Origin of the sequence: Streptococcus mitis, from assembly GCF_047463435.1 — a bacterium.
Taxonomy (GTDB): Bacteria; Bacillota; Bacilli; order Lactobacillales; family Streptococcaceae; genus Streptococcus; species Streptococcus mitis_DS.
Map to the genome: position 1 here is coordinate 58,416 of NZ_JASHDW010000001.1, position 14,743 is coordinate 73,158.

General features: G+C 39.6%; 11 protein-coding genes and 2 tRNA genes. All 13 read right to left on the reverse strand.

The window, feature by feature from the left end; translation table 11 throughout:
* Nucleotides 1–10 precede the first annotated feature (10 nt).
* The 13 genes from sufD to parC all read right to left on the reverse strand — a co-directional run bounded on the left by sufD (nucleotide 11) and on the right by parC (nucleotide 14,597).
* Nucleotides 11–1,273 carry a Fe-S cluster assembly protein SufD gene (sufD, locus tag QM843_RS00310; RefSeq protein ID WP_084865025.1) on the reverse strand — a complete coding sequence of 421 codons (1,263 nt, stop codon included), beginning with the start codon at nucleotides 1,271–1,273 and terminating at the stop codon, nucleotides 11–13.
* 27 nt (nucleotides 1,274–1,300) lie between these two features.
* A complete protein-coding gene (gene sufC, locus QM843_RS00315) occupies nucleotides 1,301–2,071 on the reverse strand; it encodes a Fe-S cluster assembly ATPase SufC (RefSeq protein WP_000114489.1) in 771 nt (256 codons plus the stop codon).
* Between the two features lie 150 nt (nucleotides 2,072–2,221).
* The gene (locus QM843_RS00320) at nucleotides 2,222–2,416 is read right to left on the reverse strand and encodes a DUF3272 domain-containing protein (protein ID WP_001081602.1); all 195 of its coding nucleotides are present in this window, start codon (nucleotides 2,414–2,416) and stop codon (nucleotides 2,222–2,224) included.
* Nucleotides 2,417–2,443: 27 nt separating this feature from the next.
* Entirely contained in the window at nucleotides 2,444–4,099 is a 1,656-nt protein-coding gene (dnaX, locus tag QM843_RS00325; protein ID WP_414304254.1) for a DNA polymerase III subunit gamma/tau, read from the reverse strand.
* Nucleotides 4,099–4,596: a GAF domain-containing protein gene (locus tag QM843_RS00330; RefSeq protein ID WP_414304255.1), complete on the reverse strand. Its 498-nt coding sequence runs from the start codon at nucleotides 4,594–4,596 to the stop codon at nucleotides 4,099–4,101. The genes dnaX and QM843_RS00330 overlap by 1 nt, the downstream gene beginning before the upstream one ends.
* 85 nt (nucleotides 4,597–4,681) lie before the next feature.
* Nucleotides 4,682–5,884, reverse strand: a complete 1,203-nt coding sequence (rpsA, locus tag QM843_RS00335) for a 30S ribosomal protein S1 (RefSeq protein ID WP_001001630.1) — start codon at nucleotides 5,882–5,884, stop codon at nucleotides 4,682–4,684.
* A gap of 160 nt (nucleotides 5,885–6,044) precedes the next feature.
* Nucleotides 6,045–6,116 (reverse strand) — tRNA-Gln (locus QM843_RS00340).
* Nucleotides 6,117–6,125: 9 nt separating this feature from the next.
* Nucleotides 6,126–6,206 (reverse strand) — tRNA-Tyr (locus QM843_RS00345).
* Between the two features lie 49 nt (nucleotides 6,207–6,255).
* Entirely contained in the window at nucleotides 6,256–6,486 is a 231-nt protein-coding gene (locus QM843_RS00350) for a DUF2969 domain-containing protein (RefSeq protein ID WP_000037113.1), read from the reverse strand.
* Between the two features lie 97 nt (nucleotides 6,487–6,583).
* Nucleotides 6,584–8,551, reverse strand: a complete 1,968-nt coding sequence (locus QM843_RS00355; RefSeq protein WP_000837408.1) for a peptide ABC transporter substrate-binding protein — start codon at nucleotides 8,549–8,551, stop codon at nucleotides 6,584–6,586.
* Between the two features lie 22 nt (nucleotides 8,552–8,573).
* Nucleotides 8,574–9,596, reverse strand: coding sequence for a branched-chain amino acid aminotransferase (locus tag QM843_RS00360; RefSeq protein ID WP_000219007.1), 1,023 nt, complete (start codon nucleotides 9,594–9,596; stop codon nucleotides 8,574–8,576).
* Between the two features lie 141 nt (nucleotides 9,597–9,737).
* Entirely contained in the window at nucleotides 9,738–11,789 is a 2,052-nt protein-coding gene (locus QM843_RS00365; protein WP_414304256.1) for a thiol-activated cytolysin family protein, read from the reverse strand.
* Between the two features lie 327 nt (nucleotides 11,790–12,116).
* The gene (parC, locus tag QM843_RS00370; RefSeq protein WP_414304257.1) at nucleotides 12,117–14,597 is read right to left on the reverse strand and encodes a DNA topoisomerase IV subunit A; all 2,481 of its coding nucleotides are present in this window, start codon (nucleotides 14,595–14,597) and stop codon (nucleotides 12,117–12,119) included.
* Nucleotides 14,598–14,743: the final 146 nt, after the last annotated feature.

The following is a 14,743-nucleotide window of genomic DNA, read 5'->3' on the forward strand; positions in this document are numbered from 1 at the left end:
AGGCTACCCCTTAGCGTTTTGACAATTTTTCTTCGATCGTTGCAATCATTTCATCACGAACTTCCTTGACTGGAATCTCAACGATGACGGATCCAAGGAAACCACGAACAACCAAGCGTTCTGCAGTTGCCTTATCCAAACCACGGCTCATGAGGTAGTACATGTCTTCTGGATCTACCTGACCGATAGAAGCCGCGTGTCCTGCAGTAACATCATTTTCATCAATCAAAAGAATTGGATTGGCATCTGAACGCGCTTGGTCTGACAGCATAAGAACACGGCTCTCTTGTTGGGCATCTGCTCCCTTGGCACCCTTGATAATGTGGCCAATACCATTGAAGGTCAAGGTTGCTTTTTCAAGAATAACCCCATGTTGAAGGATATTCCCGATTGAGTTGCAACCATAGTTAGTTACTCGGGTATCAATCCCTTGTACCTGACGGCCACTTGAAAGAGCTACAACTTTCAGGTCAGCATGGCTACCGTTACCAATCAAGTCGCTATCAAAGTCCGCAACGACGTTCCCTTCGTTCATGACACCGATTGCCCAGTCAATGCTTGCATCGTTGCCTAATTTACCACGACGGCTAATGTAAGCAGTGACGTTTTCACCTAGACGGTCGATCGCAGCAAACTTGACTTGAGCACCTGAACGAGCAATGACTTCTACTGTGATATTAGCAGTTGCTTTGGCACTTCCTTCACCACGAGATTCCAAACGTTCCAAATAGCTAATCTTACTGTTCTTACCAGCGATAATCATAATATGCTTGTTAAACGGTACATCACTATCACTATCTTGGTAGAAAATACCTTCGATTGGCTCTTTAATTTCAACATTATCAGGAATATAGAGAACAGCACCACTATTGAAATAAGCTGTATGGTAGGCTGCCAACTTGTCATCGTCATACTTAACAGATGACATGAAGAATTCTTCGATCAGCTCTGGAATTTCTTCTAAAGCTGAGTGGAAGTCTGTAAAGACGACACCCTGTTCAGCCAATTCAACTGGAATTTGCTCAAAAACAGTTTGAGTTCCTACTTGTACCAACCTCAAGTGATTATCTAGAGCTGTGAAATCTGGAACATTTGCTGATGGCTCACTTTCTGTAATCGTTCCATCACCCAGATTCCAACGGTGGAATTTGACACGCTCAATAACTGGTAATTCCAAAGTCTCAATCTTGTCAAAAGCTTTTTGACGGAGGTCAGCCAACCAGCTTGGTTCAGCGTGCATTTCTGAAAAAAGTTTAATATTTTCTTTAGTCATTTACTTCTCCTAAAAGATACGAGGGAATTACAATTCTTCCTTGTAGTCGTAGCCAAGTTCTTCAGCTAGTTTTGCGTATCCTTCACGTTCCAAACGCGCAGCCAATTCTGGACCACCTGAAAGGACAACACGACCTTCCATCATGACGTGTACCACATCAGGTGTGATGTAGTTCAAAAGACGTTGGTAGTGAGTGATAATCATAGCACCAAAGCCTTCACCTCGCATAGCATTCACACCTTTAGAAACAACTTTAAGGGCATCAATATCAAGACCAGAGTCAATCTCATCCAAAAGGGCAAAAGTTGGTTCCAACATCAAAAGTTGAAGAATCTCATTGCGTTTTTTCTCACCACCAGAGAAACCTTCGTTGAGGTAACGCTCAGCCATTTCTTCTTTCATGTTGAGTAATTCCATCTTCTCATCCAATTTAGTGATAAACTCACGAACTGAAATCTTCTCATCGTCTTCTTTACCAGCATTCATAGCTGCACGAAGAAACTCAGCATTGGTAATTCCAGGAATTTCTGATGGGTATTGCATAGCAAGGAAAAGTCCCATACGCGCACGCTCATCAACTTCCAACTCAAGGATGTTTACGCCATCAAACAAGACTTCACCTTTGGTAACTTCATAGTTTGGATTTCCCATGATAGCTGCAGAAAGAGTCGATTTACCTGTACCATTTGGTCCCATGATAGCGGCGATTTCTCCTGTTTTCAGGGTCAGGTTAACCCCTTTTAAAATTTCTTTTCCTTCAATCTCAACGTGAAGATCTTTGATCTCTAATACTGACATGATAGTTCCTTTCTTTTTCAAGGCCTTTACAGTTCTTACTGGAAACATACTTGATTTCCCTAGAAAATACGGTAAAAGGTCAATAAATATACTTTTATAGTATAACAAAAAAAAGCCTAAAAGGCTTTGATTTTGTCTAGAAGCTGAGGACTAGTCTTTTCCTTTTAAATGTTGGTCAATGACATCTACTATTTTACCCATCAAGTAACTAACTCGGAAATTTCTAAAGAGCAAAATGGCCCAAAAGGCTGCCATAATATAACGACCAGTCATCCAGGCTTCATTGAAAAAATAGGTCTCAGCAGCTGTAAACAGCGCGATGATAATAAATTGTTGTCTATTCATAAACTTATTGTATCATGAAATCTTTCTTTAGTCTTCCTCTACCTTCACTTTATCAGCCAAAAATTCAAATCCTTCTGGAATCAGGCTTTCTTCTGCTTCTTTTTCAGTTTGAGAAGATTTGGCTTTGGCTGAAAAGGCTGCGCGAACTTCTTTCCATTCCTCCATGGAAATGGCTAAAATCTCAGGTGAAAAACCTGCTGCCTGACTGAGGATATTGCCAAACATGGTGTTGAGATTATCTCGTTTCATGGTTTGACCAGCATTGAAGTTAGACTCAAAAGCAAGAATAGCATGGTGTTCATTGGCCGCAACTGGTTGAGAACCAACTAGCAAAGCCTTATCAGGCCCACCTAGACTTTCAATCACCTCTCCCCAGGCATTCTGTAAGCGAATCAGATTTTGACGTGCTAAATCAGGATTTTCGACGGCCTCTTGTAGGATAGATTGAACCTTATTGCGATCAACACGATAGACGGTCTTGCTCGCTGCTGGACGGGTAGGTACTGGACTAGTTGGTTTTGGTACAGTGCCCACATTTGCGAGTTCATGTTTGAGACGGGCAACTTCCTGTCTCAATGCAGAAATTTCATGTTCAACTGCCCCAGAAAGAGCTAGTTCAGGCTTAATCTCTGCCAAACGGATAGTCATCATCTCAGCATAAATCTTAGGCTGCAAACTAGACTTAATATCTGCTAAACTGACTGTCGCCAAGCGAATCATTTCAAACAGATTTTCTTGAGGAAGTGCCAAATTTTCTACAAAGACTGGACTATGATGAGTGTTTTCTCCACCTGTTTGAACAATTAACAAATCTCTTAAATAGTGCAAAAGATCGGTCACAAAACGAGTCATGCTCTTACCATTGTCAAAGAGAAGATTCAAGCAAGACAAAGCCTTGGGAACATCCTGCTGAGACAAGGCGGCCACATAATCATCCAAGGCTGATAGACTAATGGTACCAGTAATTTCTTCAGAGATGGCAGTCGTCAACTCGTTTCCCTGTGTCAAACTCAGGGCTTGATCCAAAATAGACAAGGCGTCTCGCATTCCACCTTCCGCCCGTCTGGCAATAATTTCCACAGCATCTGGTTCAGAACTGATATTTTCTTTGTCTAAGATATAGTGGATATGTTCCTTAATATCCTGTGTCTTAATCGATTTAAACTCAAAACGTTGCACACGGGATAGAATCGTAGCAGGAATCTTGTGCAATTCAGTAGTAGCCAAAATAAAGACCACATTCTGTGTTGGCTCTTCCAGCGTCTTTAGGAGGGCATTAAAAGCCCCTGTAGACAGCATGTGAACCTCATCTATGATATAGACCTTATAGCGGGCAAGACTAGGAGCGTAGGTAGATTTATCACGAATTTCACGAATTTCATCTACCCCATTATTAGAAGCCGCATCCATTTCAATGACATCTTCTAAACTACCGTCCGTCACAGCCTGACAAATATAGCAGTTATTGCAAGGCTCACCACCCACTTGATTGGGACAGTTCATAGCTTTGGCAAAGATCTTAGCCACACTAGTTTTTCCCGTTCCACGAGGACCAGAAAAAAGATAAGCATGACTTATTTTCTCTTGCTCCACTGCTTGTTTAAGAGTCTTAGCCACAACTTCTTGACCAACCAACTGGGAGAAATTTTGACTTCTATATTTTCGATAAAGTGCTTGATACATTAGGCTTTCTCCCCAAACATTGTAAAGTCCCATTTTGTCTTTTCAAGCAAAATAGCGACAAATTGTTCCACATAATCTCGATCCATAGCATCATAATCATCAATCTCTGAAGAATCAAGATCTAGAACTCCAAGTAATTGACCATTCTTAACCATCGGAACAACAATTTCACTTTTAGCTCGACTATCACAAGAAATATAGTTGGGATAAGTCCTTACATCTCCAACAACAACGGTTTCCTGAAAATGAGCTGCCTCACCACAAACACCCTTGCCTAGCGCAATACGGATGCAGGAAACACCTCCTTGGAAAGGACCTAGAACCAATTCCTTTCCATCGAACAAATAAAAGCCTGCAAATACGGTATTAGGGAAGCGTGATTTTAGAAGAGCACTGGCGTTGGAAAGATTAGCCAAAACATTGGTTTCACCATCCAATAAAAAAGAGAGCTCTTCATTTAACATTTGATAACGTGATTGTTTTTCTGATTCTAACATAGGACTATTATATCAAAAAAGGCTTACAGACAAAAGAAAAATCCCTTGTTTAGTAAACAAAGGATTTTGTGAATTTTCAATTTGATTAAAGTTCGATATCACCGAACAAGTCAGCCATTGAGAATCCTGTTTGTGTTTCTGGAAGTTCGAAATCACGTTTTTCTTGACGTTTTGGACGACGTGGACGAGCAGCACGTTTTTCTTCTTTTTGTCCTTCTTCTTGAGCTGGACGCTCTTCAAGAGCTTTAATAGAAAGTGATACTCGCTCTGCATCTGCGTTAACTTCAAGAACTTTAACTTTAACTTCTTGACCAACTTTAAGAGCTTCTTTTGGATTTTCAATACGTTTGTGTGAAATTTGTGATACGTGAACAAGTCCATCGATACCTGGCAACACTTCAACAAATGCACCGAAGTCAGTCAAACGTTTAACTGTTCCTTCTACTACATCACCTTTAGCCAATTTTTGCTCAACGCCATCCCATGGTCCAGGTGTTGTTGCTTTAAGTGAAAGTGATACACGTCCTTCTTCTTCGTTAAGATCAAGGATTTTCACTTCAATTTCTTCACCAACAGTTACAACTGATTTTGGTGATACGTTACGTTCATGTGACAATTCAGTCAAGTGAACCAATCCGTCAACACCACCAAGGTCGATGAAAGCACCGAAGCTTGTGATACGTGCAACTTTACCAGTTACTACATCACCAACAGCCAATTTACCGAATACTTCAGCGCGAGCTGCTGCAGTAGCTGCTTCAACAACTTCACGACGTGAAAGGATGAAGCGGTTTTCTTTAGCGTCAACTTCTTTGATTTTAGCATCAAATTCTTGACCTACAAAACGCTCAGTGTTACGTACGAAACGAGTATCCAACATTGAAGCTGGGATAAATCCACGAACACCTTCAAATTCTACTGAAAGTCCACCTTTAACGGCACGAGTTCCTTTAACAGTAACAACTTCTTCTTCGCGACCAACAAGTTTGTCCCATGCTTTGCGAGCTTCAAGGCGTTTTTTAGATACAAGGTATGTAACTGTATCAGTATCTTTACCAACTACTTGACGAAGTACAAGAACATCCAATACTTCTCCTACTTTAACAAAGTCATTGATATCTGCATCGCGATCGTTTGTCAATTCGCGAAGAGTCAAGACACCTTCAACACCAGTTCCAGAGATTGCAACGTTAGCTTGAGTCGCATCAACTGTCAATACTTCAGCACTAACAACATCACCAGTCTCAACTTGGCTAACGCTATTTAGCAAATCTTCAAATTCGTTCATCTAAAAAATCCTCCAACAATCAAGTTTTCTTAAACTTGACATACTTATAATTTTTTTCCTAAGCACCCGCAAGGACATGTTCATATCGTTCACGTCTTTCAATTATAAAAATAAAATACCCTAAGATATTTTGCTTTTTATCTTGATTATTACCTAAGAACTGGGGTAGCTGGATTCGAACCAACGCATGAGGGAGTCAAAGTCCCTTGCCTTACCGCTTGGCTATACCCCATTGACGAAATGGAGAGAGAGGGATTCGAACCCCCGAACCCGAAGGAGCGGATTTACAGTCCGCCGCGTTTAGCCTCTTCGCTATCTCTCCTACAATCAACATGGACTATTATATCATGAAAATTTCAAAAAAACAAGACTTATTTTGCTAAATTATAATTTTCAATCAAAATTTCCACAGCTTTTTCCAATTTTTTATAAAAACTATCGACATTCCCATTCTTTATGATGGCAAATTGTCCGTCTAATTCGGCAATTTCTCCGATAACTTTTTTACCGATAGTCAATGTATAACCTTCAAAACTGTCTTTACCAACATTAACTTTAGCATCTGCTACTTGAATTTCAATTTTTTTATCTTTCTTGCTCATTTCATACCTCTCTTCACTTTTTCTATTTTACAAGAAAATCCTAAAACTAGCAAGAAAAAACTCTATACCAGGCTTGTCTGATATAAAGTTTTCTGCTTTATTTAATATGTTTTTCTAGTTCTTTTTGGTACTTACCATTTGATTCCAATTTTTCTTTTTGCCATTTTTTCAGTGCTTCTTCATATTCTTTTGTTGTAACAATATCTTTTTGCAATTTCATTCCTTTAAAGATATATGGGTCACCCTTAATACCAACTTGTGAGTATGGTTTTGAGAATGGCACGACATTACTTACAACTGGAGAACCACCAGATGAGGCTGTTGGCATCAATAATGAACTATCTGTCAACCAAGCTTGAGCCTTGGCATATTTTTCATAGCGTTCTTCAAGATTTGTAGTTTCTGAATCTGCATCATCCAATAATTTCTTATATTGGTCCAAACCAAGTTTAGCTACAACATCCTTATCTTTCCCTTTAGTAATACCAAGGTGTTTCATAGCAGAACCTGATTTAGGATCCATGATATTCAAGTAAGATGCTGGGTCTTGATAGCTTGGAGCCCATCCTGTACTGTTCAAATCATAATCTTTTTGAGAAGGAACACGCGCTTGTGAAGTGATTGTTTCCTTTTCATTATCTGTCATTTGAAGAACGTCGATGACAACATTTTCAGCACCAAGAGTTGATTCAATAGACTGTTTGAAAGAGTTGCTTTGTTGAACGGCGATGGTATCTGTTTGTTCAACTGGGACATCCAAATGAATTGGGAAAGTTACCCCTTTAGATTCCAAGTCTTTCTTAGCTTTTTCAAAGGCTGCTTTAGCCTTGTCAGGGTTGTAGATAGAATCCTTACCGTCAACTAGCTCAACACCTTTCCATTGGTCACCGTAGTTCACCAACTCTGCTTGAGCGATTTGACCAAAGTTCTTACCACCTGCTTGCACAAAGTTATCTGGAACTAGACTGTTACGAATAATCTTGTCTGCACCGTCTTCACCATTTAGCTGTGCAGCATAAGAATGGCGGTTGAAGGCAAAGTTTATAGCCTGACGGAAGTCCTTATTCAGCATAGCTTCTTTTGTAGAAGTCTTTTGCTCTTCACTTGTTTTCGCAGTTTTATTATATGACTGACGATTTACGTTAAAGGTGAAGTAATAGCTACTTGAATCCTGTGGGCTATAAGTGATTTTATCTCCGTATTGTTCCAATGTTGAAGCAAAGTTTGAGCTACTTGGGAAGAGACGAGCTGTCGTATAGGCACCAGAAGAGAAACTACGGATCAAGGATTCCTGATCAGAACCATCGTAGTAAGTCAATTTAATCTTCTCGATTTTTACCTTTTCTTTATCCCAATAATTTGGATTTTTCTCGTATTCAATCAACGATTTAGAAGTTAGGGTCTTCAAGATATAAGGACCGTTGTAGAGAATCCCTGCTGGAGTAACTGCTCCATAATCTTTACCTGATGCCTTCAAAAACTCTTCATTTACAGGCAACATCGTTGCTGTTGTGACTTTAGAGTTCCAGAAGCTTTCAGGTTTGTTTAGGGTATATTCAACTGTGTAATCGTCCAAAGCTTTGACACCAACTGTAGAGAAATCATTCGTTTCACCAGTCATGTAGGCATCCAAGCCCTTGATTGAATTTTGAATCAGAGAGACACCGTCTGACTTACCGTCGGCCACGTGTTTTAGTCCTGTTACAAAGTCATGGGCTGTTACTTCGGCGTATTCTTCACCTTCTGATGTGTACCATTTAACCCCTTTACGTAGTTTATAGGTATAAGTCAAACCATCTTTTGAGACAGACCAATCTTCAGCCAGGGAAGGAATAACATTTCCGTATTGGTCGTTTTCCATCAAACCATCAACCACGTTCCCGATGACATCTGTTGTAGAAGTACGAGTCGCTATACTATAGTCCAAAGATGCAGGATCTACTGCATAGACATATGAGAACGTTGTCGGTGCATCTGCTTCTTTATCAGCTTTTCCACAAGCTACTAAAAGAGCTGTTGTGCTCAGGACTACTCCTGCTGTTAAGAGCCACTTTTTCGATTTCATAAAAAATCTCCTTTAGTTTATTTTAATCTACTTTTACAATCCAACCTTCTGGCGCTTCAATATCGCCGAACTGAATACCAGTCAATTCATCATATAATTTACGAGTCACAGGGCCTACTTCTGTTTCACTATAGAATACATGGAAATCATCACCGTGTTGAATTCCACCAATTGGAGAAATAACCGCTGCTGTACCACAAGCACCCGCCTCTACAAAACGATCAAGATTTTCAATTGGAACATCCCCCTCAATAGGAGTTAAGCCCAAACGATGTTCTGCCAAATAAAGCAAAGAATACTTAGTAATAGATGGCAAGATAGATGGACTCAATGGTGTTACAAACTCATTGTCAGCTGTAATTCCAAAGAAGTTAGCTGAACCGACTTCTTCAATCTTTGTATGAGTTGATGGGTCTAGATAGATAACATCTGAGAAGTGGCGTGACTTGGCCAATTTCCCTGGCAAGAGACTGGCAGCATAGTTCCCACCAACCTTAGCCGCACCTGTACCATTTGGTGCTGCACGGTCGTATTCATCCTGAATCAAGAAGTTAGTTGGAACCAAACCACCCTTAAAGTAATTTCCAACTGGCATAGCAAAGATGGTGAAAATGTACTCTTCTGCTGGTTTTACCCCAATAATATCTCCGACACCAATCAAAAGAGGACGAAGATATAGAGTTCCACCTGTTCCATATGGTGGTACGTATTCTTCATTGGCACGGACAACTGTTTTACAAGCTTCTACAAACATTTCTGTTGGAACTTGTGGCATCAAGAGACGGTCACAGGTACGTTGCAAGCGTTTGGCATTTTCATCAGGACGGAACAGTTGAACACTGCCATCCTTCGTACGATAAGCTTTCAAACCTTCAAATGCTTGTTGTCCATAGTGAAGACTTGGAGAAGACTCTGAAATATGCAAAGTTGCATCCTCTGTAAGCTCTCCTTGATTCCATTGTCCATTTTTAAAATGAGCAATATAGCGATAAGGTAATTTCATATAGGAAAAGCCAAGGTTTTCCCAATCAATCGTTACTGTCATATTCCACTCCTTATTCTAAAAACCTATTTCTTATATTCTACACTATTTTTCTAAAATAGCAAGCATATTTTGTAATTTTCAGAAAATTTCTTCAATAAAAAGAACCAGCTCTTAGAACTGATTCCTTTTACAAGTGAAAAATTAGTTATTTTCAACTTTTTCATCGTATTTTGGTCTTAGTGTTGTACCTGAATTAATAATGGTACGTTTTTGAACAAGAGGAAGGTCTGTACGATTGTAAACTGTACGCCATGGTTCCCAAACAAGGCCTGTTTTTTCTTGGATTTTTACTCTGATATTACGAACATTTCCTTTAAATTGAAGTTCAGTTTGGAAGCCTGCTGTTCTGTTTTTACCATTATCTTCCCATTGACGTGAGCGAATGCTTTCAACTCCATCCTTATCATAAGTTACTTCATCCCAGTAAACATAGTAGCGAGCAATGTAAGCTCCCTTATGATGTAAATTGAGGTAACCATTTTTATATGAAGTCACTTTAGTTTCAATGTAGTCTGTATTGCTTTGAATTGTGGCTACTTGATTATCTTTCAAGAATGCAGTCTTATAAGAAATTGGAACAGCAGGATTTTGTGTACTGAAAGTAGCTCCTTCTTGAATCAATTTCTTCAAATCTTCTACTGTACCTGTCACAACACGTGCAGCGCCATCAGCATTTCCACCTACGATTGAAACTGTTACAGTTGTGTTCTTCAAGACACGTGCCCATTCAGATTCTGGTTTAATAGGCACTCCTTTGATGACAGCATTGATTGCCGCTTTCAACTCTGTACTCTTGCTTGTTGTTTCAAATTTGACATACATTTGACGTCCGTATGAAACGCTTGAAACGTATACAGGAGGTGTTTTTTCATCAATTCCACGTGCTTTCAATTGATCAACCGTTACTCCTGAAGCAAATACATCTGATGGATTTTTTGGAGCATCAAAGTTAGCAGTATAGTAAATTTGTTTAAAATCAACAACTTCGATTTGTTTTTCACCCTTGTTCACAGCCTCAAAATCAATTTTCAAATTAACACCAACTTTTTCAAAATCACTTCCGAATTTTGCTTTCAATTGATTCATGCTGTAAGCAGAAGTTGATTCGTACTGCATACGTGCTGGAGCAGGATTTTTCGCAGCATATTTTTCATGCCAACGGTTTAACAAGGTATTCACACCTTCCTGCATACCACTTGCAGTTGGGTTAGCATCTACATAGCTATCTCCGCCTACCATTCCTGGTAAATCAACACTAATTCTACCTTTGCTACGATCTAAACTAATTTGTTGTGGTTTATTTTCTAGAAGGTCTTGATTTGCTTTAAACAAAGCACCTAGGAAAATATCTCCGTTACCATTAATGGCAACATCTGCAGAACCATTAGAAAGGTTTTTCTTCACTTTTTCGACAACCACAAATTCATTTCCTTGTTGTTTTGTGCTTGTATTAGTGTAATTTTCTAATGCTTCGCCTTTTCTAGTTAAAATATTTAGTTTATCGTAATTTAAACCAAATAAATAGTTATTTAGCTCTGCAGTATAATCTTTTTTATCTTTACTTTCTGTTTTAACTTGGTTTTCTGTTTTCTTATCTGTTACTACTTTTTCTTCTTTTACAGCACGATATACTTCAACTTCTGCCAAACTAAGAGGAGTTTTAGATTTATTTAATTCAATTTTTACATACCGTGCATTAACTCCTGAGAATTGAACATCAACTGTTGGTTGATTGTTTAAGCTATCGACATGTTGACGAGTTACTTCCTTACCATCTTTATCTAATAAAATAACATCAAAATTAGATAAACGATTAGCTACAACTCCATCTCCACGATTGTAAATACGAACAGTTCCCACACCTTCTTCTTTTACTAGATCAACTTTCCACCAAGAATGATCTTGAAAATCTGTATGAGTAACTGAACGATTGTTCCAGGCATTATCACGATTACCGTCAACTGCTCTAGAAGCCTCCCCTTCATAAGCAGTCGAACTCTGACTTGCAGACTTATGAGCAGCAATATTTTCACCAGCAACTGCAGCAACGCTTGGTTCTGTTGCTTTTACTACATTTGTTTGAAATACAAGGCCAGAACCTAGCAAAAATGTTGCAATGGCAACACCACATACTCCAACGCTACGTTTACGAATAGAAAAACGAAATCCTTTATCTTGTTTGTTTCGAGACATACAAAACTCCTATATATATTTAAACGAATTATTTCTTGAACGCGCTTTCTTGAAACAATAAGAGTATAACATAAAAAATATTATAGATGCAAGCGTTTTCTTAAAAAATATTATTTTTTATTAGCTCAATTTGTATAGTTGTTCATATGTTAATAATTTCACATCTAAATACAAAGCGGTCTATACCACTAAAAACAAGAAAACGAACAGGCTTCAGTCTCTATCAGTTGGGAATCAGCACTGTTCGTTTTTGTATATATAATCAAATTCAATTCTTAAATCTATAACTTAACAAATTTCTCAATGAAAAGCTTTTCATTGTTTTTATCATTTTTTAGATTCAAATTCTGTATAAGTTTCCTGAAGATAGGCATCAAAAACTTCTTCATCTGAAATGGTATCTGATATGAAGCTTCCGTTGCTAATTCGTTCTGACAGGTTCAAGTCTTGCAATCGGTTTTCATAGATTGTTCCTTTGTTGGATTGAACAAGCAGAGTTTGGTCGTTCTCTTCCACTTCTGTACTGAAGAGATCACCAATAAAGCCTTGTTCTGCAACCGCTCCTGCCAAGAAGACACGATGCGGTTTGTTTTTCAACTCACGCAAGACTTGTAAGCCACGTTTGGCACGGCTGGTTGCCGGAATTTCGGCAATAGAAACACGTTTCAAACTTCCACGTTGGGTCAAGAGGTAGAAGGATGAGGTGTTACAGATAAAGGCGGATTGGAGGACATCATCTGCTTTCAGGTTCATAGCTTTGACACCTGCAGCCTTAGCACCGACAACTGGTACCTCTTCGATATTGAAACGAAGGGCATAACCATTTTGGCTAATCAAAAGAACATCATCTAGTTTAATCGGAGCCACTGCTACAATCTGGTCTGTCTCGTCTTTGAGCTTAGCATACTTGACAGACTTAGACTTGTAGGTCCGCCATGGAGTGAATTCTTTGCGTTCTACACGCTTAATTTGACCAAGACGAGTTGCAGCAAAATAGGTTGTCGCATCATCAAACTGATCCACGACTTCCACATAAAGGATTTCTTCGTTAGTTTCAAAGTTTGTGATGGTTTGGCTCAGATGCTCTCCAATATCCTTCCAGCGAATATCTGCCAATTCATGGATTGGTCGATAAATGACATTTCCAAGACTTGTGAACATCAAAAGATGCTGTGTTGTCTTAGCAGCTTGTACAAAGATCAAACGGTCATCATCACGCTTGCCAATTTCTTCCAGGGTTGAAGCGGCAAAGGAACGTGGGCTGGTACGCTTGATATAACCTGCCTTGGTAACGCTGACATAGGTATCTTCCTCGGCGATCAGACTAGCTGTATCAATCTCAATTGCTTTCGCAGTGTCTTCTAAAGAACTCAAACGAGGAGTGGCAAATTTCTTCTTAACCTCACGAAGTTCTTTCTTCATGAGATTGTACATAGTCCGCTCATCACCGATAATAGCCGCAAGCATGGCAATCTTTTCACGAAGTTCTGCTTCTTCTTCCTGCAAGACAACCACATCGGTATTGGTCAAACGGTACAGTTGCAAGGTTACGATAGCCTCAGCCTGCTCTTCAGTAAAATCATAACTGACCTTGAGATTTTCCTTGGCGTCAGCCTTATTCTCAGAAGCACGGATAAGCGCAATGACTTCGTCCAAAATCGAAATCACACGAATCAAACCTTCAACGATATGGAGACGTTTCTCAGCCTTTTCCTTGTCAAAGCGTGAACGCGCCAAAATCACTTCACGACGGTGGGCAATGTAGCTAGACAGGATTGGAACAATCCCAACCTGACGAGGCGTGAAATTGTCAATTGCCACCATGTTAAAGTTATAGTTGATTTGCAGATCTGTGTACTTAAAGAGATAGTTGAGGACAAGCTCTGTATTGGCATCTTTTTTTAGCTCAATAGCAATACGAAGACCATCACGGTCAGACTCATCACGAACCTCAGCAATCCCAGCTACCTTGTTATTGACACGAACATCATCGATTTTCTTAACCAGATTGGCCTTGTTGATTTCATAAGGAATCTCAGTAATAACAATTTGTTCCTTACCACCTTTTAGCTTTTCAATTTCAGTCTTAGAACGAACAACCACGCGCCCTTTTCCAGTTTCATAGGCCTTCTTGATTTCATCACGACCCTGGATAATCCCTCCAGTCGGAAAGTCTGGTCCAGGCAAGAATTCCATGAGTTTATCCACCTTGGCTGTTGGGTGGTCAATCATGTAAACCACCGCATCGATGACCTCAGCTAAATTATGAGGTGGAATATCTGTCGCATAACCAGCCGAAATACCAGTCGAACCATTAACCAAAAGGTTTGGAAAGGCTGCTGGTAAAACAGTCGGCTCTTTCTCTGTATCGTCAAAGTTCCAAGCAAAAGGAACGGTCTTTTTCTCGATATCTTGAAGAAGGTAGCCAGCAATTTCAGACAAACGTGCCTCGGTATAACGCATGGCCGCAGGTGGATCACCGTCCATAGAACCGTTATTACCGTGCATTTCAACTAAAATCTCACGATTTTTCCAATCCTGAGACATACGAACCATGGCATCATAGATAGAACTGTCACCGTGTGGGTGGAAATTCCCCATGATGTTCCCGACTGACTTAGCAGACTTACGGTAGCTCTTGTCAAAGGTATTGCCATCCTTATTCATCGAATAAAGAATACGGCGCTGAACCGGCTTCAGGCCATCACGAATATCTGGCAAAGCCCGGTCTTGAATAATGTACTTGGAGTAGCGACCAAAGCGCTCTCCCATGATGTCCTCCAGGGACATGTTTTGAATGTTACTCATATAGGATACAGAGCCCCTAAAATATCAAGTGAAAATAGAAAATTCTTGAAGTAAGCAAGCTCACCAGAGAATTTATCTTTTTCACGCATCATTTAGGGCGTGTTCAACTCCTTTCAAAGAATGTAGAGTGTGTGTAATGATAAAAG

Bases quoted from the DNA above. Each gene is read 5' to 3' on its own strand.
- sufD (WP_084865025.1), bottom strand. From the start codon at position 1,273: ATGACTAAAGAAAATATTAAACTTTTTTCAGAAATGCACGCTGAACCA.
- sufC (WP_000114489.1), bottom strand. From the start codon at position 2,071: ATGTCAGTATTAGAGATCAAAGATCTTCACGTTGAGATTGAAGGAAAA.
- QM843_RS00320 (WP_001081602.1), bottom strand. From the start codon at position 2,416: ATGAATAGACAACAATTTATTATCATCGCGCTGTTTACAGCTGCTGAG.
- dnaX (WP_414304254.1), bottom strand. From the start codon at position 4,099: ATGTATCAAGCACTTTATCGAAAATATAGAAGTCAAAATTTCTCCCAG.
- QM843_RS00330 (WP_414304255.1), bottom strand. From the start codon at position 4,596: ATGTTAGAATCAGAAAAACAATCACGTTATCAAATGTTAAATGAAGAG.
- rpsA (WP_001001630.1), bottom strand. From the start codon at position 5,884: ATGAACGAATTTGAAGATTTGCTAAATAGCGTTAGCCAAGTTGAGACT.
- QM843_RS00350 (WP_000037113.1), bottom strand. From the start codon at position 6,486: ATGAGCAAGAAAGATAAAAAAATTGAAATTCAAGTAGCAGATGCTAAA.
- QM843_RS00355 (WP_000837408.1), bottom strand. From the start codon at position 8,551: ATGAAATCGAAAAAGTGGCTCTTAACAGCAGGAGTAGTCCTGAGCACA.
- QM843_RS00360 (WP_000219007.1), bottom strand. From the start codon at position 9,596: ATGACAGTAACGATTGATTGGGAAAACCTTGGCTTTTCCTATATGAAA.
- QM843_RS00365 (WP_414304256.1), bottom strand. From the start codon at position 11,789: ATGTCTCGAAACAAACAAGATAAAGGATTTCGTTTTTCTATTCGTAAA.
- parC (WP_414304257.1), bottom strand. From the start codon at position 14,597: ATGAGTAACATTCAAAACATGTCCCTGGAGGACATCATGGGAGAGCGC.